The sequence below is a fragment of the Sphingobium salicis subsp. salicis genome, assembly GCF_049472635.1.
In the GTDB taxonomy this organism is placed as follows: Bacteria; Pseudomonadota; Alphaproteobacteria; order Sphingomonadales; family Sphingomonadaceae; genus Sphingobium; species Sphingobium yanoikuyae_A.
The window spans coordinates 3,627,228-3,647,290 of sequence record NZ_JAYRCS010000001.1; the positions used below are offsets into that span (position 1 = coordinate 3,627,228).

The 20,063-nt window shown below is 62.6% G+C and carries 18 protein-coding genes, 1 tRNA gene and 1 pseudogene; 9 read left to right on the forward strand and 11 right to left on the reverse strand.

Annotated elements, in window-relative coordinates:
- Positions 1–72: 72 nt before the first annotated feature.
- Positions 73–645, reverse strand: coding sequence for a DUF4142 domain-containing protein (locus tag VHN57_RS17485; RefSeq protein WP_063142235.1), 573 nt, complete (start codon positions 643–645; stop codon positions 73–75).
- Positions 646–770: 125 nt separating this feature from the next.
- Between VHN57_RS17485 and VHN57_RS17490 the strand changes: the two genes are divergently transcribed.
- Positions 771–1,205: a DUF3597 family protein gene (locus tag VHN57_RS17490; protein ID WP_063142233.1), complete on the forward strand. Its 435-nt coding sequence runs from the start codon at positions 771–773 to the stop codon at positions 1,203–1,205.
- A 451-nt stretch (positions 1,206–1,656) separates the two neighbouring features.
- Here the strand turns inward: VHN57_RS17490 and arsH are convergent, their stop codons facing one another.
- The 6 genes from arsH to VHN57_RS17520 all read right to left on the reverse strand — a co-directional run bounded on the left by arsH (position 1,657) and on the right by VHN57_RS17520 (position 6,165).
- Positions 1,657–2,403 (reverse strand): arsenical resistance protein ArsH, encoded by a 747-nt coding sequence (gene arsH / locus VHN57_RS17495; protein WP_063142231.1) that lies wholly within the window; start codon positions 2,401–2,403, stop codon positions 1,657–1,659.
- Positions 2,400–3,428: an ACR3 family arsenite efflux transporter gene (gene arsB / locus VHN57_RS17500; RefSeq protein ID WP_063142229.1), complete on the reverse strand. Its 1,029-nt coding sequence runs from the start codon at positions 3,426–3,428 to the stop codon at positions 2,400–2,402. The genes arsH and arsB overlap by 4 nt, the downstream gene beginning before the upstream one ends.
- Positions 3,429–3,433: 5 nt before the next feature.
- Complete coding sequence (locus VHN57_RS17505) at positions 3,434–3,970, reverse strand: GNAT family N-acetyltransferase (protein ID WP_037523024.1); 537 nt, start codon at positions 3,968–3,970, stop codon at positions 3,434–3,436.
- Positions 3,967–4,380 (reverse strand): arsenate reductase (glutaredoxin), encoded by a 414-nt coding sequence (gene arsC, locus VHN57_RS17510; RefSeq protein ID WP_037523022.1) that lies wholly within the window; start codon positions 4,378–4,380, stop codon positions 3,967–3,969. Before arsC ends, VHN57_RS17505 begins: the two co-directional genes overlap by 4 nt.
- A 10-nt stretch (positions 4,381–4,390) precedes the next feature.
- Positions 4,391–4,720 carry an ArsR/SmtB family transcription factor gene (locus VHN57_RS17515; RefSeq protein WP_037523020.1) on the reverse strand — a complete coding sequence of 110 codons (330 nt, stop codon included), beginning with the start codon at positions 4,718–4,720 and terminating at the stop codon, positions 4,391–4,393.
- 215 nt (positions 4,721–4,935) lie between these two features.
- A complete protein-coding gene (locus VHN57_RS17520) occupies positions 4,936–6,165 on the reverse strand; it encodes a Fic family protein (RefSeq protein ID WP_201039034.1) in 1,230 nt (409 codons plus the stop codon).
- Between the two features lie 80 nt (positions 6,166–6,245).
- On the opposite strand from VHN57_RS17520, the pseudogene VHN57_RS17525 reads away from it, so the two are divergent.
- A pseudogene (locus VHN57_RS17525) lies at positions 6,246–7,036 on the forward strand (IS5 family transposase).
- A 208-nt stretch (positions 7,037–7,244) separates the two neighbouring features.
- On the opposite strand, the gene VHN57_RS17530 reads toward VHN57_RS17525, so the two are convergent.
- Both VHN57_RS17530 and VHN57_RS17535 read right to left on the reverse strand, forming a co-directional pair.
- Complete coding sequence (locus VHN57_RS17530) at positions 7,245–8,075, reverse strand: 3-keto-disaccharide hydrolase (protein ID WP_423284718.1); 831 nt, start codon at positions 8,073–8,075, stop codon at positions 7,245–7,247.
- Between the two features lie 86 nt (positions 8,076–8,161).
- Positions 8,162–8,368, reverse strand: a complete 207-nt coding sequence (locus tag VHN57_RS17535; RefSeq protein WP_153039521.1) for a hypothetical protein — start codon at positions 8,366–8,368, stop codon at positions 8,162–8,164.
- Between the two features lie 335 nt (positions 8,369–8,703).
- Here VHN57_RS17535 and VHN57_RS17540 point away from each other — a divergent pair, with 335 nt between their 5' ends.
- From VHN57_RS17540 to VHN57_RS17560, 5 genes are all read left to right on the forward strand, one after another.
- Entirely contained in the window at positions 8,704–9,237 is a 534-nt protein-coding gene (locus VHN57_RS17540; RefSeq protein WP_017182820.1) for a hypothetical protein, read from the forward strand.
- Positions 9,234–9,599, forward strand: a complete 366-nt coding sequence (locus VHN57_RS17545) for a hypothetical protein (RefSeq protein ID WP_017182821.1) — start codon at positions 9,234–9,236, stop codon at positions 9,597–9,599. Before VHN57_RS17540 ends, VHN57_RS17545 begins: the two co-directional genes overlap by 4 nt.
- Before the next feature lie 32 nt (positions 9,600–9,631).
- Positions 9,632–10,249 (forward strand): hypothetical protein, encoded by a 618-nt coding sequence (locus tag VHN57_RS17550; RefSeq protein ID WP_198430266.1) that lies wholly within the window; start codon positions 9,632–9,634, stop codon positions 10,247–10,249.
- Positions 10,246–10,539 carry a hypothetical protein gene (locus VHN57_RS17555; protein WP_423284721.1) on the forward strand — a complete coding sequence of 98 codons (294 nt, stop codon included), beginning with the start codon at positions 10,246–10,248 and terminating at the stop codon, positions 10,537–10,539. The genes VHN57_RS17550 and VHN57_RS17555 overlap by 4 nt, the downstream gene beginning before the upstream one ends.
- A gap of 290 nt (positions 10,540–10,829) precedes the next feature.
- Positions 10,830–11,438, forward strand: a complete 609-nt coding sequence (locus VHN57_RS17560) for a hypothetical protein (RefSeq protein WP_278983676.1) — start codon at positions 10,830–10,832, stop codon at positions 11,436–11,438.
- A gap of 107 nt (positions 11,439–11,545) precedes the next feature.
- On the opposite strand, the gene VHN57_RS17565 is transcribed toward VHN57_RS17560, so the two are convergent.
- Together VHN57_RS17565 and recJ are read right to left on the reverse strand one after the other, a co-directional pair.
- Positions 11,546–11,620: transfer RNA gene (locus VHN57_RS17565), tRNA-Glu, on the reverse strand.
- A 101-nt stretch (positions 11,621–11,721) separates the two neighbouring features.
- Positions 11,722–13,488 carry a single-stranded-DNA-specific exonuclease RecJ gene (gene recJ, locus VHN57_RS17570; protein WP_278983656.1) on the reverse strand — a complete coding sequence of 589 codons (1,767 nt, stop codon included), beginning with the start codon at positions 13,486–13,488 and terminating at the stop codon, positions 11,722–11,724.
- A 150-nt stretch (positions 13,489–13,638) separates the two neighbouring features.
- On the opposite strand from recJ, the gene VHN57_RS17575 reads away from it, so the two are divergent.
- Entirely contained in the window at positions 13,639–15,810 is a 2,172-nt protein-coding gene (locus VHN57_RS17575; RefSeq protein ID WP_423284724.1) for an autotransporter assembly complex protein TamA, read from the forward strand.
- Positions 15,810–20,030, forward strand: a complete 4,221-nt coding sequence (locus VHN57_RS17580; protein WP_423284725.1) for a translocation/assembly module TamB domain-containing protein — start codon at positions 15,810–15,812, stop codon at positions 20,028–20,030. Before VHN57_RS17575 ends, VHN57_RS17580 begins: the two co-directional genes overlap by 1 nt.
- Positions 20,031–20,063: the final 33 nt, after the last annotated feature.

Sequence of the window (20,063 nt, forward strand, 5' to 3'; positions counted from 1 at the left end):
GGAGCCGGGTCATTGGCGATCAGCACCATGGCCCGTCCGTACATGCATAGATTCTGAAAAAGGAACGTTCGCTCAGGATTTGAGGCCCTTCGCCATGTTGAGATGGGCGGTCACGATGGGAACAAGCTTGGTGGCGAATTCCTTCAAAGAAGGAACGTCCCCATTGGCCGAATAGGCTTTGAGCGTCTCGAGCGTCTCCTGATGTCCCCTGGTCTGCGCTTCGATATAGGCGGCATCGAAGTCGGCGCCGTTCTTGCCCTTGAGCGCGTCGAGCGACTGTTGCTGAGCGCTGGACAGGAGCGGCTTGGGCACGATGGCTGGCGACGCAGCGCTCGCAGCTTGGCCGAGCTTTGCCGTTGAATCGGTATGGGCCTTGATCATCGACTCCGCGAATTTCTTTACGGACGCCGACTGGCTGTTGGCTTGCGCCAATCTCGAGCTTTCGATTTCGAATGTATCGCTCGCCGCTGCCGCATTGGCGAACATCTGGCCTGCGCTCTCCGCGACGGGCGCCGGTTCGATGGCGTTGACGCTGTTCATCGGCGCTGCCGCGGCGTTGTTGGACGTCGTATCGACATTCTTGCCGCATCCGCCAAGTGTCAGCGCTGCCAATGATATCGCCACCGTCGCGAACTGCATCTTCATCGATCGTCTCCCGGATAATCCTCTGTCGGAACGTCAACCCGCCGCGTCCAAGCTCGTTCCCATGGGAGCCTTCTTTGCCACCCGCCGTTTGGTGATGATTGAACCATCAAACGGAGGACAGGCACATGGGCATCTTCAGCAAGATCAGGGACAAGATTTTTGGTCATGACGACCAGAAGGCAAGCAATGGCGCTCCTGCACCCGCCACGAATGTCCAGACGGCCAGCCCGACGCCGCCAGCCACTACGCCCCCTGCGTCGCCCGCCGCGGCCACCGCGTCACCTGAGGCAGCCTCGCTGGCGCAGGTCGATGTCGGCGCCGTTCTCTTGGCCATGGCCGACGCCAAGGGAGGCGGGGGAAATTATCAAAGTTCGATCGTCGATCTGCTGAAGCTGCTCGATCTTGATTCCAGCCTTGCGGCGCGCAAGGAACTGGCCGACGAACTGGCTGTCCATGAGGGCGCAGATGGCAGCGCCGAGCAGAATATCGCGCTGCACAGGGCGGTGATGACGAAACTCGCTGAAAATGGCGGCGTGGTTCCCGATAGCCTTCGCGACTAAGGCCTTTGGCCGTGCCGCTCCTTCTTGAGATTACGGCTCGGCGTTATCCTGTCAAAACCATATCTGTTGGTACGGTGGCCCCGCGGTGACGCGGGGCCATCCTTGCGTCAGGCGATCCCTGCACCGCCGGTCACGCTATAGACTTCACCGGTGATATAGCTGCCCTCCTGCGAGGCCAGCAGCACATCGACGGGCGCGATCTTGACTCACGAGCTTTAGGTTGGGGAAGCCCTGCCATTTGGGGTTAAAGCTTCTGGTAGATCGTGAATTGAATGGGACGGCCTCCAAGGCGTTCCATGTGCTTGTCAATCAAGGCCGTGACGGTTGCAGTTAGGTTAGCCGACGGTCCGCTCCTGGAGAGCAAAATCTGACCGCTGTATGTCTTGAATGGGTCGACAGCGGAGATGGCCGCTACGCGCTCTTTCCAGTCATTCGATGGTCAGGGCGAAAATCAGGATTGAGGCATGATTGCAATTGCGGAGTGGTCCGCTGCGTTATCAACCGGGAGCCCAGCCTCCTTCCGTTCGGAGTATCGGTCAACGAGCTGCACCCCGTGCGGCCTCATCAGCACGGTGAAGCGGACCAGTTCCTCCATCACATCGACGATGCGCTCGTAGTAGCTCGATGCCCGCATCCGGCCGTCTTCGTCGAACTCCTTGTAGGCCATCGCCACTGACGACTGATTAGGAATCGTGAACATCCGCATCCAGCGGCCCAGCAAGCGCAGCGAATTGACGGCATTGAACGATTGCGAACCGCCGGACACCTGCATGACCGCAAGCGTTCTTCCCTGCGTCGGCCGCATCCCGCGCATCTGAAGTGGCAGATGATCGATCTGCGTCTTCATGATGCCGCTGATCTGGCCGTGCCGCTCAGGACTGCACCAGACCATGCCCTCCGACCATAGCGCGTGCTCCCGCAGTTCATGCACCGCCGGGTGATCATCTCCCGCTATCTGATCGGGCAGCGGCAGGTCGCTGGGATCGAAGATCCGCGTCTCGGCGCCGAAGAACTGTAGCAGGCGCGCCGCCTCTTCCACGGCGAGGCGCGAAAACGAGCGTTCCCGCAGAGAGCCGTAGAGCAGCAGAATACGCGGAGGCGGTTGATCCGGGCCAAGGCCGCTGGCGGGACGAGCCAGCGCAAAAGCTTTGTCTAGCGCAGGAAGGTGATCGGGGGCGGCGAGTTCGCGCAGTCTCATGCGGAAATACCTTTCTCGTACCAGGGACGGGTCCGCTTCACCAAGGCGACGATCGATAGCATCACCGGCACTTCGACCAGCACGCCCACGACCGTTGCCAGCGCGGCGCCGGAACTGAGGCCAAAAAGGCTGATGGCGGCGGCCACAGCCAGTTCAAAGAAATTGGAGGCACCGATCAGCGCCGAAGGGCCAGCGACGCACCATGCCACGCCAAAACGGCGGCTGAGCCAATAGGCGATGCCGGCATTAAGATAGACCTGAAACAGGATCGGCACGGCAATCAGCGCGATTACCAGCGGTTGCCGGATGATCTGCTCGCCCTGAAAGCCGAACAGCAGCACCAGTGTCAGCAGCAGGCTGGCAAGGCTGATCGGGCCAATGGCGGACAGGAAATGCTGGAGCTGCTTCTCGCCCCCGCGAAGTAGGACTCGGCGGAGCAGTTGCGAGATGACCACCGGGACGACGATGTAGAGTCCCACCGACAGCGCCAACGTGCTCCACGGCACGGTAATCGATGCCACGCCCAGCAGCAATCCTACGAGCGGCGCGAAGGCAAGGACCATGATCAGGTCGTTCAGTGCCACCTGGCTCAAGGTGTAGTTCGGCTCACCATCGACGAGGTTGGACCAGACGAAGACCATCGCCGTGCAAGGCGCAGCAGCCAGCAGGATCAGCCCGGCAATGTAGGACGACGATACGCCTTCAGGCAGCATCGGCGCGAACAGGTGGCCCAGGAAGAAGGTGCCGAGCAATGCCATGGAGAATGGCTTGATCGCCCAGTTCACTACGAGGGTAATGCCGATACCACGCCAGTGCTGCCGAAGGCTATGGAGGGCGCCGAAATCGACCCGTAGCAGCATCGGGATGATCATGAGCCAGATCAGGCCCGCCACCACGAGGTTGACGTTGGCGATCTCCAGCGCTGCGATCGCCTCGAAGGCGCCGGGAAGCAAATGGCCGAGACCGATCCCGACTACGATGCACAGGGCCACCCACAGCGAGAGATAGCGTTCGAACAGCGACATGATCGTCAGTCCTTCCCGGAAGCGATAGGCGCGGTCGCGGTGCCGCCACCCAAGGCGATCTGCATGTAAACTGTGTCGAGCCAGCGACCGGCCTTCCAGCCCATGCCGGTCAGGCAGCCGACCTGCTCAAAGCCGCAAGAGCCGTGCAGTGCGACGGAGGCCGGTTCACCGCCACCGATGACAGCGACCATCTGCCGGAAGCCATAGGCATCGGCGGCCTCCAGCAAGGCCTTGAGCAACAGCTTGCCGATGCCGCCACCGCGCCGGTCGTGCGCTACGTAGATGCTGTTCTCGCAAGCATAGGCATAGGCCGGTCTATCCCGGAACTGCGTGGCGTAGGCATAGCCCACCAGCTCAGATCCATCGCAGGCGACAAGGAACGGCCAACTCCGCCCGGTGATCATCAAAATCTTCTCGACGGTCTCGTCCGCGGTCGGCGGCACGACTTCGTAGGTTGCCGTGCCGTGAAGAACATGATGCGCATAAATGGTGGCAATGGCGTCCGCGTCGTCGACCTCAGCCCGGCGAACCGAAAGACTCATCGCCGGGTCGCTTCCACGACTTCGCCGTCTTCCTTGACGAAAGTTCTGCGCTGCTCGGCCGGCAGCAGGTCTAGCACTGCTTCGGAAGGCCGGCAGAGCTTCACGCCCAGTGGCGACACGACCAGCGGCCGGTTGATGAGGATAGGATGCTCCATCATCGCGTCGACGAGGGCCTCGTCCGTCAAGGTCTCGTCGCGGAGGCCCAGTTCGGCATAAGGCGTCCCCTTCTCGCGCAGCAGAGCGCGCGGGGTGATGCCGGCGCGGTCGATGAGTTCCAGGAGCAGCGCACGGCTCGGCGGCGTCTTCAGGTACTCGATAACATGAGGCTCTATACCCGCATTGCGGATCATGGCCAGGGCATTACGAGAGGTCCCGCAAAGCGGGTTATGGTAGATCACGATATCGGTCATTGTTGCCTCTTCAGCAGCAGGTAAGTTCGGCCAGAAGCGGCTCGCACAGTTCGGCGCGCCCCTGGCAGCAATCCTTGGCCAGATAGACCATGAGGCCGCGCAGCGCGTCGAGGTTGGCGCGCTGGAACTGTTGGCGACCACGCTTCTCGGACAGCACCAGGCCGGCCTTCACCATCACGGCCAGATGCGTCGAAAATGTGCTCTGGGTCAGCCCCGACGCTTCGACCAGTTCGCCGGTCGACAAGCCATCCGGCTCATGTCGGATCAGCAGCCGAAACGCATTGAGCCGCGTGGGATGGCCAAGGGTGGAGAGAATGGCAAGGGCGTCATCGGTGTCCATGCATCGGAATTATCCGATGCGATATGGTCCGTCAATGAGATATCGGATATTCCCGATTCTTTATTCGTCAGTCAGGCTTGAGGGCAGCTTGGGACCAATTGCTAGATGGAAGCTGACATTCCGAGATCGGCTCGACGCGCGGTTGGAAGGGAAAACCTGACCGTCTGCTCCTGGGGATCAAAAATCGCCCCTTGAACGGCAAATTTGGGTCGCTGTTAGGCGAAGAGCTTTGGGAAAAGCGTATCCTGGGTGTCACTTGGGAAACGAAGCGATACGGGCCCCTTCGGGGTATCCGACGCCAGCAATCCAGCATCGGTTAGCTCCTTTAGGACGCGTCGCGCGCTGCGCTCGGGCAGACCCGTAAGGCGCGGAGCAGCACCCCGCTCGAATTCTCCTCGAATAAGGGCTTCCTGGAGTAGCCAGTTACCCTCCGGAGACAAGCCATCTGTGATCAACACATGGCGCTCAAGCCGCTTCGATAGAGTGTCGAGTTCGAAGAGGCTCGACACGTAGCTGATTTGATCGAGACAGACTTTGAGAAACCACTCAGCAAATCCCACCAGATGCGCTTCGGAAAGGTTTCCCCGGCCATCGCGATCTCCCTGACGCGGTGCATCGGCCGAGGCCATGTACTTGCGATATTCTGTCCGGCCAGCATCTCCGGGCTCCAGCCCGCGTGCAAGCCCTCGAGATACCGACCATAGCCCGTGCGCGCCGATCCCTGCCTTGAGCGCCATGGCGTGGCTCATCAACCGACTAATCCGGCCATTGCCATCGGGAAAGGGGTGAATCCAATTGAACCGGTGGTGTGCTGTTGCCAGTGCCAGTATGCGCTTTGCTTTCCCGGCTCCCACTGCGGTCAAGCGCATTCCATCCTTGGGTTCAAAGGCAAACCGCGAGAAGAAATAGCTCATGAAATCGGCCACTCTGGCCGACGATGGCGGAGTGTGGCGGCCGATCTGGACATCGTGCTCGGCCCTTGATCGCCATTCGCCCGGCGTCATGACAAAGCTTCGCTCCCCACCGCGCACGGTGAGCATGTCGATCGAGGCATCCGCGTAGAAATCGCGGTGCAGTTGCAGGATAAAATTTGGGTCGGCAGGATCGGGAAGTTCGCCATGAATGGCAGCGCGATCGATGGCTTCCTGTACGCGGTAATGCGCGGCAGCTTCGGCCATGAGATCTCGTTGATCGTCATCGCGTTCGCCGGCCAACGCGCGCTCGATATCCCGTGGACGGGTGCGGTGCCCCTCGATGAGGTTACTGTAGTAGGTGTTCATCACTCGCACGAGGCTGGCTAGATGGAGTGCGGTCTGCGGATGAAGTGCTCGCCCGAGACCTTCGGCCCTGGCTGCTATTTCGACGACGAGATCCGGCAAATCACCGGCCGGTGCATCGATCCGTGCAGGCTCGATCTGTGTGGGGGATTCGACGTTCACTGCCACAGTTTTGGCCGATCCTTCTAGGTTTCGTGGACAAAGGTTGACAGCAGGATCGGGCGTTGATTCAAGGCTGCCTTTTGGAGGTGGCGTTGGGCGAGCGTATTGGGCTGACGGAGGACGAGTGGGGGATCATCGGCACATTACTGCCATCTGAGCGTGGTCGTGGCTGTCGTCCAGCACAGGACAACCGGCTGTATTTCGAAGGCATGATGTGGATCGCCCGCACAGGTTCGCAATGGCGCCACTTGCCGGATGAATATGGCAAGTGGAACAGCGTTTTCCGCCGCTACCGGCGCTGGGTTACGACCGGGGTGTTCGAGGCGATGCTCGAGACACTGGGCGAAATGGTGGCTCGTGATGCCACTGCGGACATGATCGACAGCACCGTGGTCCGAGCACATCATTGTGCCGTCGGCATAAAAAAGGAACTCAGGAAACCGAGGCGCTTGGCCGATCGCGAGGCGGATTCAGCACAAAGCTCCACGCCCGCTGCGATGCCAAAGGCCGACCGCTCGGCTTTGTCCTGACGCCGGGCCAGAGCCACGATATCCAAGGCTTTGGCCCGCTGTTCCGTTTGATTGCTCATAAGATCGAGGCATTGTTGGCGGACAAGGGCTACGATGCAGATGCCATCCGCGAGGAATTGGCCAATGCTGACGTTGAGGCTGTCATTCCCGCCAAAAGCAATCGGCGCGATCCAATCCCACACGATCGCGAAAAATACCGTTGGCGCAATCTTGTCGAACGCCTCTTCAACAAACTCAAGAACTGGCGGCGTATCGCAACTCGATACGACAAAACCAAAGAGTCCTACCTCGGCTTCGTCAATCTCGTCTCAGCCCTGCAATGGATACCCTTTGTCCACGAAACCTAGCCGGTTCTCTTATGCTCACATTAGCCCAAGAATAGCCGTTTTTCCACCCTTTATGCTTTACTTTCAGCACTGCCTGATGGGCTATGGAGTGGCAATTTGGCCGATCTTCTTGCCGAAGTTCGCCCTCCGTTACTGGGCCCCGTTCCGAAAGTCCTAGCGTCGGATCCAATACAGGCGTCCCCCCCTGATGCCGGATAGAGACCTCCGACTATTCGAGACGCTGCAACATTATCTTCCGGAATTCGACGGGATGCCCTTCACTCTGCAAGGCGACATAGCCTCTGCCGAGATGAAGCGTGCCACCCGCAGTCGCAATCAAGGGGCGAGCGTCATCATCTTCGGGATCCAGTTGCGCCCCGGAATAACGCAATACTGGCTTCCCATCGATGAAATGCGTAATCTGACCAGAGGGAAGGACTTCGACTTCCGCCTCGGTCCAGCGGCCGATGGGAATAAGAGGCGAGGTGGAGGCGATGCAATGCGGCAGGTCGCGATTGCCATCGACGACGACGGTCGTTCCCGGTGTACACAGATTGCCGCTGGGTTCCTCCGAGGGGCGAGGGACGCCAAGCAACTGCATTTCCAGGCTCACCGGAAACGCCTGATCCTTTCGCATCGTTTCTGGCGCTTGAGCAAGAAGCATAAGCCCGGAGTTGGTGGCCTGCCACGGCTTGATACCCGCGATGGACTGACCAGTGAAACGATATTCAAAACGAATCCGAAATGACTTGAGTTGCGTGTGCCAGAACAGGTGGCCGAACTCTCCGTTGAAGGCCTCATATTCGTCGTAGGAGACGTGGATAGCGCCATCTTTTACGATGAAAGTGTGTCGAGGATCCTCGCCCAGGGCATGGCCCGTGATTTTCGGAACCCAGCCGGACAAATCCTTCCCGTCGAATATGGGCTCCCATTTGGTGGCAGGGGCCGCCGCCCCAGACGACAGGCCTATACCAAAGAGCGCAGCGATTTGTCGCAATGGCCTGGTCGATCCTGCTCCGAGCATGCGCTTCTTCTCCTTGTTGCCGTTGTGCCGATCCACCGGTCAGCCAAACTCATCGCCAGAAAGGGAGGTGAAAACAATGCTCCCCACTAACGCTCCGCATTCCCCCACAGTGAAATTTCAGATCATCCATCCAGAACGGTCTTCATATCTTCAAGGGCGAGGGCGATGAGAATTTCCATGCTCGTTCGGGCTTTGCGCGGATCGCGCCGCGCGATTGCGTCCACCACCCTCGCATGATCCGGTACAGGATCGCCCAAAGGTTGGATCGCTGCCGATGACATCGATTTTGGTTCAATTTTAAAGCGCCATGGCTCAATTTTGCCGATCACCGACAGCGAGTATCGTGCAATTCTGGAGTCCTTTGGGCGAAGCAATTATTCGCGTGATTGCAGACCACACTGAGATGTAAAAGCCCTCATCATTTCTGATCCGCACACGCTGACATCGCCGATCCGGCTCTTATCGATCGCAAGTGCCATTGCCTCATTCGAGCGATTGCGGATTCGATAAAATCGGCCTGATCGGGCTTCAGGCAGAAAACAGCCACACAAATTGTCTTAAGGGCTTGAAGAGCAGCAGGTGGCTGCAATTATTGAAATGAAAATCTCATCCTCACCCTGACGGCTGCAGCCGCCGCAGGGTGGGGAGAAAGAACCCACCTCAAATGATCTATGTCAGTGAAGAAGACCGCAAGCGCATCGCGCTTGCGAAGGAGGCCGCTCGCGCATTCGCCGGGATGGTCGGCTGGATGGTCGAGCCTTGCACATCGCCAATGCCGTCCGTGCTAGCGGACTTCGAATATGCCGACCGCGCCAACATCGTGATGGCGCACTGGCAAAAGAAGCTCTCGCTCACCGCCCTCATCAAAGCCGTTGCCGAGTGTCGAACTGATCTTCTCCTGGTCGAGCCGAGCCACGTCTCAGGAAAGCAGGCCGGCAACTACATCACGCTGTTGCTGTGGCGCGATGGTGAGGTTCAGATCATCACGAGCCTCGGGATGTGGCTTCAGGAACCCGGCGGGCCGATCCACCTGGTCACAAATCCTGATGGCGGCGACGAGATGCGCGCATTCATGGTCGATCGCGGCGGCATCTGTCCGCTGCCAACTCTGCCCTGGTCAACCGCAGAAGCAGAAAGGCTCGGCTTCTGGACCGCTAGGCGCCACTGGGAATTGACCATCGGAGGACATTACGCATGAGCGGGAACGACAATCTCCTATGGCTGGACCACCTGCCGGTTGGCTGGGCGCAGCTCTACCGCGACCTCCTGTCTGATCTCGCGGCGGCCGGCCTCAATGTCAGCGTGGACGAGGCGAAGGAAAAATTCGGATCGCTCCGGATTCATCTCGAGCCCATGGTTCCCGAAGCAAGACCCTATATCGCCGCGGCCGAAGAGCAGTCCAAGTTTACCTGCCAAAAATGCGGCGATCCGGGTGAAATGCTGATGCGGAATCGCATCGTTGCCACTCTCTGCCCGGTCCACGGCCACGGCTTTTCCAAGCCAGTCAGGCCGCCGGTGGTCACGGTTTACATGAAGCCGGGGAACATCTCGGACGAGTAGGCGCCGCTGCTGCGGCGAAGGCCAAGTTTGAAGTGGCTCAGGCAGCTGAGCAAAAATGGAATGAAAAAGGGGCAAGGCGCGGCACCGCTCGGCTGCCGCGCGCCTTCAACGCGAAAGTCTTACAAATGCAGAATAATGTTACACCGCGCTCCTTCGGGAGCGCGAACGGCTTGCCGTGGATCAAAGCCGCGACCTATCGCGGCATCATGATGCTGGCGGCGGATATTGGCGGGCCGATCGACTTCAGCCCGGAGCAGCGCTTCCCGGGCGCGCGGCATGGCGTGCTACTGGAAGGCGCCAATCTCCTGATCGTCGGGACCCGGACCGGTCCGAACATTGGGCTGTATGACGTTAGCGCAGTCACCCGGCAGTATGGCATGGACCTGCTGCTCGCGCGCTTCTCTGGTCCAGTCGCGAAATACGACATTTATCGCTGCAAAGACGATCAGTGGTTTACCGGCTATCAGCGCGCATGGTTTGAGGACCGCTACTGGTTCTGCCCGCCCGATGAAGTCGATCAGCCATTCATCCTGGCACACCGGCGCGGCCTGCAATTCTCCACCCATGCGCCTTGCCCCGATGCCCGGCGCTTTGAAGCCGGTCTCTCGCTGGCGGCGCAGACCAGCACGCAGTGGCAGGAGGCGGCATGAGCAAAGCCAAATTAAAGCCTGCCACGGCTGATCAGCCGGAGATGCTGTCCTGCTTCACGCTGGATCCTGCCGATGACGGCAGCTTCAAATATATCCGCTACTTCTACAAGCAGGATGTCCATCGTGCCGGAATAGCCGACATGGTTATGGCAAAGCTGACGCCTGCCGGGCACCAGGCATCGCGTCATGACCTGCTGCTGCCTGATGCAGCCAGCGGTGAGTATATGGACCTCAGCTATCTGCTGCAGCGCTACGATGCGATGCTGCCTGCGGCTGAGCGAACCGGCTAAGCCCAGTTCACCCTGACACTGCCATCAGACCAGCCGCCGCATGTGGGGTGGGAGCAGGTGCGGGCGTGAGTGCGAAGCTACTTTGTCCGTCAGGAGCAGCTGGCCGCGCTGATGGTTCTCCATCTGCCCTACCTGGCGGGTTCATCAAATGCCGCTCACATCCATATCCTGCTCCCGGCCCGCCGACTTTCGATGAATGGGTTCACCGGCCAGGCCCGCGACGTCTGTTCGGACAGTGGCTGCCATGATGCATGGAACGCCTGGCTCAGCTTTCAGAAGGAGGGTGGCTCATGCGTAAAGTGACGATGATCGATCCGCCCCATGGCTGGCGCTATGGCTTTCCCAAGCCCCTCACTCTTGGTGAGGGGCAGAGTCTGCAGGATTGGCTGATAGAAAATGGATACCCCCAGGCCGAGATCAACGCCTTCGGGATCGCTCATCTGCCTTGCCGGTACTGGACGCGGGAAATCGAGGAGCCGCCGCCCTATGAGCTGAACGCGCACGACATAGGCGAGAGGCGGAAGCTCATCCTTGCCCGCCGTCATGTCGCCGCGCTTCGGGCCAATCCGGACCTCATCATTCAGGCGAAGGCGGAGAATGACCGGCAGCTGGCAAGCCATCGCGCGACCATCGGGAATAGGGCATGGCGCTTTCTATTGAGGCGATCCATCGATGAGATCATCGCCTATATGCTTCAGAAGTCCCCGACCGGGAGAACTCTACGTTCAACCAGTCCATTCTCCATGATCCTGCCGCCCGAGCCGGAGCCAGAACGGCGAAGGATGTGGCGTGCGGCCAAGGCAGAGTTGCTCGCCGATTACCTGAGCGGAGGAAAGGGAATCAGAAATTTCCAGCTCAGACCAAGCGCAGACCGAGACACTACCGATAGGGAAAATTGAAAAAGGAAATCCACAGGCGTGTCAGATTTTCCCAGCATGCTCCTGCATGCTTATTTGACCTATATTTGACAACTTTCTCAGGCGGTCGCCTAAGTCATTGAAAAATATGGTGACCCCTACGGGAATCGAACCCGTGTTTCAGCCGTGAAAGGGCCGCGTCCTAACCGCTAGACGAAGGGGCCGTTCGTTGTCGCCGCCGTGGCAGCGCTGCGAAGCGAGGGCGCAATTAGGCGGGACCGGCGAAAGGGTCAACCCCCTTTGCGCAAGAAAATTGCAATCTTTCTCAATCCGCCCAGGCGGCGTCCTCCAGATGCAGCTCTGCAGCGGGTCGGCTGCCCCAGTCATCGATCTTCGCACGGCCCGCCACCCACAGGCGGCGGTCGCGCGGCGCACCCAGAATCGCCTGCCCCAGTTCCGATTCGGCCTGGCGGAACGCGATCGTCTTGATCGACCGGCCATCATCGCCCGCCATGATCGCCCGCAAATGGCCATTGCCGACCACATCGGCGCGAATCACCCGCATCGGCCCGGCGGCGATCAACGGCGCGGGCCAGCCTGCGCCATAGGGGCCACCCGCCTCGATCGCGGCGACAAAGTCGGGATTGACCCCGGCCGGCGCCAGCACCGCGTCGATCAGCAGCGCCCGCTCGTCCCGCGCACGGGCAACGGCGGCCGACAGGCGATCGTCCAGGAACTCGGCCAGCGCATCGACCTTGTCCTCCATCACGGTAAGGCCCGCCGCCATCGCATGGCCGCCGCCCGCGACCAGCAGGCCGCTATCCTTGGCCGCCAGCACCGCCGCGCCCAGATCGACGCCGGAAATGGAGCGGCCCGATCCCTTGCCCACGCCATCCTCGTCCAGCGCGACGACGATGGCGGGACGGCCGGCCCGTTCCTTGAGCCGCCCGGCAACGATGCCGATGACGCCCGGATGCCAGCCCGGCCCCGCGACCAGCGCCACGGCGCGATTGTCCTGCGCCGCCAGCAAGGCCTCCGCCTGTTCCTGCACGATCGATTCGATCGCGCGCCGTTCCTCGTTCAGTCGATCCAGTTCGGCGGCGATTCGCGCGGCCTCGGCCGGATCTTCGGTGGTCAGCAGCCGCACCCCCAGATCCGCCTTGCCGACGCGACCGCCGGCATTGATCCGCGGCCCGAGCGCGAAGCCCAGATCATGGCAGAGCGGCGCACGATTGAGGCGGCTGGCGTCCATCAGCGCGGCGAGACCGATATTGCGCCGCTTGGCCATGATCTTGAGCCCCTGCGCCACGAAGGCGCGGTTGAGCCCCTTGAGCTGCGCGACGTCGGCGACGGTGCCCAGCGCGACGATGTCGAGCAATTCCATGATCGCCGGCTCCGGCCGGGTCGCGAACCAGCCGCGCGCACGCAGCGTCCGCAGCAGGGCCGCGCCCAGCAGGAAGGCCATGCCGACGGCGGCAAGATGGCCATGGACGGCCGCAGCATCATTTTCGTCCAGCCGGTTGGGATTGACCAGGGCCAGCGCCACCGGCAGCGCCGCCGCGCATTTATGATGGTCGACGACGACGACATCGACCCCGGCCGCCTTAGCCATGTCGAGCGCCTCGAACGCCTGCGCGCCGCAATCGACGGTGACGATCAGTTGCGCGCCATCCCCCGCAAGCCGCACCAGCGCCTCACCCGACGGGCCATAGCCTTCCATCAAGCGGTCGGGGATATAGGGCCGGGCATCCAGGCCAATGTCGCGCAGCAACCGGATCAGCAGCGCCGCGCTGGTCGCGCCATCGACGTCATAATCACCAAAGATGCGCACATCCTCGCCGCGCTGGACCGCATCGGCCAGCCGCTCGGCCGCCGCATCCATGTCGCGGAACAGGCTGGGGTCGGGCATGAAATGGCGGATGGTCGGGTTGCGATGCGCCTCCACCCCGTCGGGCGGACAGCCGCGCGCCAGCAGCAGCTGTGCCACCAGATCGTCGGGCTGATAGCCGGGCGAACGCGCGTCCGCCCCCAGGCCACGCCAGCGCCAGGGCTGGCCAGTGATCGAACGGGTGATGTTGAGCGCAAATGTCATGATGCGGCTCTAGACCGGCAGGGGCACCGATGGAAGCGCCGCGCCGCCAGGCGAAATCGTCACGCAGGCGGAACCGTTGCAAGTCATTGGGCGTATTGCCTGTTTGCCGGACATATGGGATGCCCGGTGCGAAAGGGGCATCGCAGACAGATGAAGAAGCGGCAGGCGAGATATGTTCGGCATGCGCTGGGCATGATCATGGCAGCCGCCTCTCCCCTGCCCCTGATGGCGCAGACAGTTCCGGCCAGCGCCCCCAGCAGCACAGCGCCCGCCGACGAAGAACCGATCCTGCCCGACGACGAGTTCAACGCGCGCCTGCCCGGCGCCGGCAGCGTCGACGACAAGGCCAGCAATAGCGGGACCGACAGCAAGGCCCTCTTGCCCTCGATCGACGACTGGCTGGACCAGCAGATGCCGGCGCAGGGCAGTGCCCAGGGCAGCGCGCCGGCCAGTGGCACGGCGCCCGCGACCGGCGCCGAACTGCCCCCCGCCACCGAACCGCCGGTCGAAACCGAACTGGCCCAGCCGCTGCCCGCGCTCGACAGCGTGACCGTGCCGGAAAATATCGCCGATGATGACAGCGATGAAAAGACGCCCGAGGTCCGCTACGCGACCCAGCTCGACGGCTTCGGCAAGACCGGTCTGGAGGATGAATTCCGCGCCGCATCCGCCCTGGTCGATGGCAAGGGCAAGGCCGAGACCGCATCGATGGTGCAGCAGCGCGCCCAGGCCGACGAGCAACTGGCGGTGCGGCTGTTCCATTCGGAGGGCTATTATGATGCGACCGCCCTCGCCTCGCTCGACCAGCAGCAGGATGGCACGCTGAAGGCGATCCTGTCGGTAACGCCGGGCAAGCGCTACAAGATCAACGAGATCGTCATCCATGCGCCCGAGACCATCCCGCCCGGCCTGATCCGCGACAGCCTGACGTTGAAGACCGGCGACTATATCGTCGCCACCGCGGTCGAGGCGGCGGAGGCCAATGTCGCGCTCAAGCTGCCGGAGCATGGTTATGCCTTCGCCAGGATCGGCGACCGCGACATCTTGCTCGATCCCGCGACCGTGACCGGCGACTATACGCTGCCGGTCGAGCCGGGCCCGCGCGGCACATTCCGCACCATCACCACCAGCGGCGAGAAGCAGGCGTTCGGCGCCGATCATATGGCGGTGATCGCTCGCTTCGACAAAGGCGACCTCTATGACAGCCGCAAGGTCGACGATCTGCGCAAGGCGCTGGTCGCGACCGGCCTGTTCGCCAGCGTCGCCGTCGATCCGGTCCAGACCGGCGAGCCCGGCCCGGATGGCACCGAATATGTCGACCTGCATGTCGATCAGGAAGCCGGCCCGGCCCGGCGGCTGGCCGGCGAACTGGGCTATGGCACCGGACAGGGCTTCCGCGCCGAAGGCAGCTGGACCCACCGCAACCTGTTCCCGCCCGAAGGCGCGCTAATCGCCAGCGTCATCGCCGGCACCCAGGAACAGGGCGTATCGGGCACCTTCCGCCGGTCCAATGCGGGCAAGCGCGACAAGACTTTCCAGGCCGGCGCCGGCGTCAACCATCAGAAATATGACGCCTATGAAGCCTTCACCCTGGGCCTCAATGCCAGCTGGTCGCGCCAGTCCACACCGATCTTCCAGAAGCGCTGGACCTATACCTATGGCGGCGAAATCCTGCTTTCGAACGAAAATACCACGATCGACGAAAGCGGTGAAAACAAGCGGCTGACCTATTTCATCGGCGCACTGCCGGTGCAGGTCGGCTATGACCGCTCCAACGACCTGCTCAACCCCACCAGCGGCTTCCGCGCCAATCTGCGCGTATCGCCCGAGGCGTCGTTGCAGGGCAATGTCTCGCCCTATGTCCGCGCCAGCTTCGACCTGGCCGGCTATTATCCGATTTCCGACAGTTTCGTGCTGGCGGCGCGGACCAAGATCGGCACGATCAACGGCGTCGCCCGCGACGATGTCGCCCCTTCGCGGCGCATCTATGCTGGCGGTGGCGGGTCGGTGCGCGGCTATGGCTATCAGGAACTGGGGCCAAAGGACGCGAACAATGATCCGATCGGCGGCCGATCAGTCAATGAATTCGCGGTCGAGGGCCGCTATCGCTTCGGCAATTATGGCGTCGTCGCCTTCGTCGATGCGGGTCAGGTCTATGAAAGCCAGATCCCGCAATTTTCCGACATCCGCTATGGCGTGGGCCTGGGCGGACGTTTCTACACCAATTTCGGACCCTTCCGCGCAGATATAGCCATGCCGATCAACCGCCAGCCCGGCGAATCCAAATTCGCCCTCTACATCGGTATCGGACAGGCCTTCTGATGGCGGAAGATACCCCTCCCCCCGCGCCCGAAGCGACCGAGACCGTGGTAATCCGCCAGGGCCGCCCGCTGTGGCAGAAGATCGCCATCGGCCTGGCCGGCCTGATCGTCGGGCTGGTGGTGCTGGTCGCGGGCCTGCTGCTGTTCCTAGATACCCAGCCGGGCAAGCGCTTCCTCATCAAGCAGATCGCCGCGCTCAAGATGGAATCGGGCATGGGGATCGAGGTCGGCCGGATCGAGGGATCGATCTATAGCGACATGACCATCCACGACCTGATCCTGCGCGATCCCAAGGGCGTGTTCGCGGTCAGCCCCAGGGTCCATGTCGTCTGGCGCCCGTTCCGCTATCTGCAAAATCACATCTCGGTCCAGAATCTGGAAAGCCCACTGGTGGTGCTGGCGCGCAGCCCGCAATTCAACCAGACCCCGACCGATCCCAATGCGCCGATCCTGCCCGACCTCGACATCGACGTCGACCGGATGCGGCTCGACCGTTTCCTGCTCGCCAAGCCGGTGATCGGCCAGAAGCGCGAAATCGCGATCGACAGCATCGTCCATATCGCCGACGGCCGTGCCCAGCTGTCCGCCAATGCGGTGGTCGACAGCGGCGACCGGCTGGAAGCCAAACTGGATGCGGTGCCGGCACAGAATCGCCTGGCGATGAGCGGCACGCTGACCGCGCCCAAGGGCGGCGTGATCGCGGCGATGAGCGGCCTGCCCGACGGCATGACCGCCTCGCTCGACGGCAAGGGCACCTGGCAGGCCTGGAACGGCAAGCTGATCGCCACCACGCCCAGGGGCGAACTGGCCAATATCGCGCTCGCCGCCCGCGACGGCAGCTTCACCGCCAAGGGGCCGCTGCGCCCCGGCCTCGTCTATGGCGACATTGCCGACCGGCTGACCCGGCCGCAGCTTGACGTCGATCTGTTCGCCGGCCTCAACGAACGGCGCGTCAACCTCAAGGGGTCGCTGCGCTCGCCGGCCATGTCGGCCGATGCGCAAGGTCTGGTGGACCTTGGCAAAAGCACATTCAGCGCGCTCAAGATCAACGCCGCGCTGCTGCAACCAGGCGCCTTCATGGACAAGGTGAAGGGCAAGGATGTCCGCGCCTCGATCATCCTCGACGGGCCGATGGCGACGCCCTTCATCGATTATGACATCAGCGCCACATCCCTCGCCTTCGACGCCACCGGCATCGAGAATCTGAAGGCCAGCGGCCGCGCCGTGATCGATGCCGACCGCATCCGCATCCCGGTCAATGCGACCGCGAAGCGCGTCACCGGCCTCAATGCCGCCGCCGGCGGCCTGATGACCAATTTGCGGGTGAAGGGCGACTTTGCCTATGCCGGCGGCAAGCTGATCAGCGACAATCTCAAGCTCGACAGCGACAAGATCGACGCCACCGCCATCATCCTCGCCGATCTCGACAACGCCATCTATCGCGGTGCGCTGAAAGGTCGCGTCAACGATTATCGGATCGACGGCGTCGGCATCGTCAACCTCAACACCGACGTCAAGCTGATCCCCGGTCCCAAGGGCGGCTTCGGCCTGTCGGGCATGTTCGGCGTGCGCACCGCGCGCTGGGAAAATGCCTCGGTCCGCGACTTCCTGGGCGGCAATGCGGTGATGTCCGGCCGGATCGGCATGACGCCGGAGGGCAGGTTCACCCTGGCTGGGCTCAAGGGCGCCGCACCCAATTTCCAGATCAAGTCCGGTTCGGGCAGCTATGACACCAACGGCCAGCTCGCCTTCGACACCGAAGCCTATTCGAAACAATATGGCCCGCTGTTCCTGACCGTGCGCGGCACGGCGGACCGGCCGCAGGCGGTGCTGCGCGCGCCGCGTCCCAATGTCGGGGTGCAGCTGACCGATGTCGTTGCCAAGCTGAATGGCGAACCGGCCGGCTATCGCCTCGATGCCACCGGCGGATCGCCCTATGGCCCCTTCTTCGCCAATGTGCTGATCCGCACCGCACAAGGGCCGCTGACGATCGACGTGACCAAGGCGCGCTTCGCCGGGGTCGACATGAACGGCCGCATCCAGCAGTCCAATGCCGGCCCCTTCACCGGCCAGCTGGCGATGAACGGGTCGGGCATCACCGGTGCGGTGAAACTCAATGCCGTCGGCAAGCTACAGGGCGTCGACGTCAACGCGACCGCCAGCAATGCCAAGCTGCCGGGCGAGGCCGACATCGTCATCGGCCGCGCCGTCGTCACCGCCTCCATGCTGCTGAGCGACCAGCCCAAGGTGATCGCCGACGTGCAGATGGCGAACGCCGCCTATGGCGACTATGTCGTGCGCAAGGCGCGGGCAAAGCTCGATTATCAGGGCGGCCGGGGCAAGGCCCAGCTGGTCGCCGATGGTTCCAGCGGCGTACCCTTCTCGGTCGCGGTCAACGCCGCACTGCGCCCCGACCTCTATGCCGTCGCGCTGCAGGGCAAGGCCAGCAATGTCGATTTCCGCCTGAACCAGCCGGCGATCATCCGCGCGGAAAAGACCGGCTATCGGCTGGAACCGGTCAGCCTGGTGCTGCCGCAGGGCAAGGTCGATCTGGCTGGCCATTTCGGCACGGACACCGCGCTGCAGGCCCGCTTCAAGGATTTCGACCTCGCCATCGCCAATGTCGCCAATCCGGGCCTGGGCATCGGCGGCAAGGCGACCGGCATGGTCGATTACAGCCAGAGCGGAACCGCCTTCCCGACCGCGACCACGCGCCTGGCGATCAGCGATTTCCGCCGGTCGAGCCTGGCCGCCGTGTCCGACGCGGTGTCGATGAATGTCGAGGGCAAGCTGTCCTCCGCCGGCGGCGACATGCGCGGCCTCATCCGCAGGGGCAACAGCACGATCGGCCGCTTCGTCGCCACCATGGCCCCGCCGGGACCGGGCGCCAACTGGTCGGAACAGCTGATGGCTGCGCCGCTGGGCGGCGGCATCCGCTATGCCGGCCCGGCCGACGTGCTCTTCTCCTTCGCCGGCCTTGCCGATCAGCGGCTGAGCGGCGGCATCGCGGTCGCAGCCGATTTCGGCGGCCGACTGACCGCGCCGCAGCTCAACGGCCTGGTCCGCGCCAATGCGCTGACCTATGACAATACGAGCTTCGGCACCCGCGTCACCCAGATGAAGCTCGACGGCCGCTTCACCAACGACCGGCTCGACATTCGCGACTTTTCCGGCCGCGCCGGCAACGGCACGGTTCAGGCCAGCGGCACGGTGGGCCTGGCCGCCGACAGCGGCTTCCCGATGAACATCGCGGTCAAGATGGACCATGCCCGCCTCGCCCGCAGCGAAGCGATCACCAGCGTGGTCAGCGGCACCCTCGCTATCACCAACAGCGCGGAAAATGGCGGCTTGATCAAGGGCGACCTGTCGCTCCCCGAGACCCGCTATCGCGTCGCCTGGCAGGGCGGCACCGAGATTCGCGAATTGCAGGGCGTCCGCCGCAAGGGCGAGGGCCAGGATGTGCTGGCGCAGCGCATCGCCGACCGCAAGGCCGCCGCTGCATCGCCGACCAACTGGAAACTCGACATCCGCCTGCGCGCCGACAACCAGATCTATGTCACCGGCATGGGCCTCGATTCCGAATGGAAGACCGACATGCGCGTCACCGGCACCGCGACCAAGCCGCGCGTCAGCGGCAAGATCGAGGTGATCCGCGGCCGCTACAGCTTCTCGGGCCATCAGTTCGACCTGGATCAAGGCGTCATCACCTTCAACGGCGACATGATGAACCCGACGCTGGCAATCAAGGCGCTGACCGAGATTGACGATGTCAGCGCCGGCATCGCCGTCGCCGGCACCGCGCAGCAGCCGGACATCACCTTCGTGTCGACGCCGACATTGCCGCAGGACGAGATTCTCTCGCGCATCCTGTTCGGCGACAATGTCGCCAATCTGTCCGCCACCCAGGCGATCCAGTTGGCGGCCGCGCTCAACGGCCTGCGCGGCGGCAGCGGCGGGCTCAACCCGATGGGCAAGCTGCAGGGCGCATCGGGCCTCGACCGGATCGGCATCGTCGGCGGTGATGAGGATACCGGGCGCGGCACGTCGCTCGCCGTCGGCCAGCATATCTCCAACAATATCTATGTGGAGGTGGTGACGGACTCGAAGGGCTTCACCGCCACCCAGCTGGAAGTCGCCCTGTCGAAGACGCTGAGCATCCTGTCGAAGACCGGCACCAATGCGGGATCTTCCGCCGCACTTCGTTATTCCAGGGACTATTGATCCGGCGCCAGGGTGGCGCCGCCATAACAGGAG

Coding starts and splice junctions, on each gene's coding strand:
- arsB (WP_063142229.1), bottom strand. CDS start 3,428: ATGTCGCTGTTCGAACGCTATCTCTCGCTGTGGGTGGCCCTGTGCATC.
- VHN57_RS17490 (WP_063142233.1), top strand. CDS start 771: ATGGGCATCTTCAGCAAGATCAGGGACAAGATTTTTGGTCATGACGAC.
- VHN57_RS17485 (WP_063142235.1), bottom strand. CDS start 645: ATGAAGATGCAGTTCGCGACGGTGGCGATATCATTGGCAGCGCTGACA.
- VHN57_RS17555 (WP_423284721.1), top strand. CDS start 10,246: ATGAGCAAAGCCAAATTAAAGCCTGCCACGGCTGATCAGCCGGAGATG.
- VHN57_RS17540 (WP_017182820.1), top strand. CDS start 8,704: ATGATCTATGTCAGTGAAGAAGACCGCAAGCGCATCGCGCTTGCGAAG.
- VHN57_RS17580 (WP_423284725.1), top strand. CDS start 15,810: ATGGCGGAAGATACCCCTCCCCCCGCGCCCGAAGCGACCGAGACCGTG.
- arsC (WP_037523022.1), bottom strand. CDS start 4,380: ATGACCGATATCGTGATCTACCATAACCCGCTTTGCGGGACCTCTCGT.
- VHN57_RS17545 (WP_017182821.1), top strand. CDS start 9,234: ATGAGCGGGAACGACAATCTCCTATGGCTGGACCACCTGCCGGTTGGC.
- VHN57_RS17515 (WP_037523020.1), bottom strand. CDS start 4,720: ATGGACACCGATGACGCCCTTGCCATTCTCTCCACCCTTGGCCATCCC.
- VHN57_RS17575 (WP_423284724.1), top strand. CDS start 13,639: ATGAAGAAGCGGCAGGCGAGATATGTTCGGCATGCGCTGGGCATGATC.
- VHN57_RS17560 (WP_278983676.1), top strand. CDS start 10,830: ATGCGTAAAGTGACGATGATCGATCCGCCCCATGGCTGGCGCTATGGC.
- arsH (WP_063142231.1), bottom strand. CDS start 2,403: ATGAGACTGCGCGAACTCGCCGCCCCCGATCACCTTCCTGCGCTAGAC.
- recJ (WP_278983656.1), bottom strand. CDS start 13,488: ATGACATTTGCGCTCAACATCACCCGTTCGATCACTGGCCAGCCCTGG.
- VHN57_RS17505 (WP_037523024.1), bottom strand. CDS start 3,970: ATGAGTCTTTCGGTTCGCCGGGCTGAGGTCGACGACGCGGACGCCATT.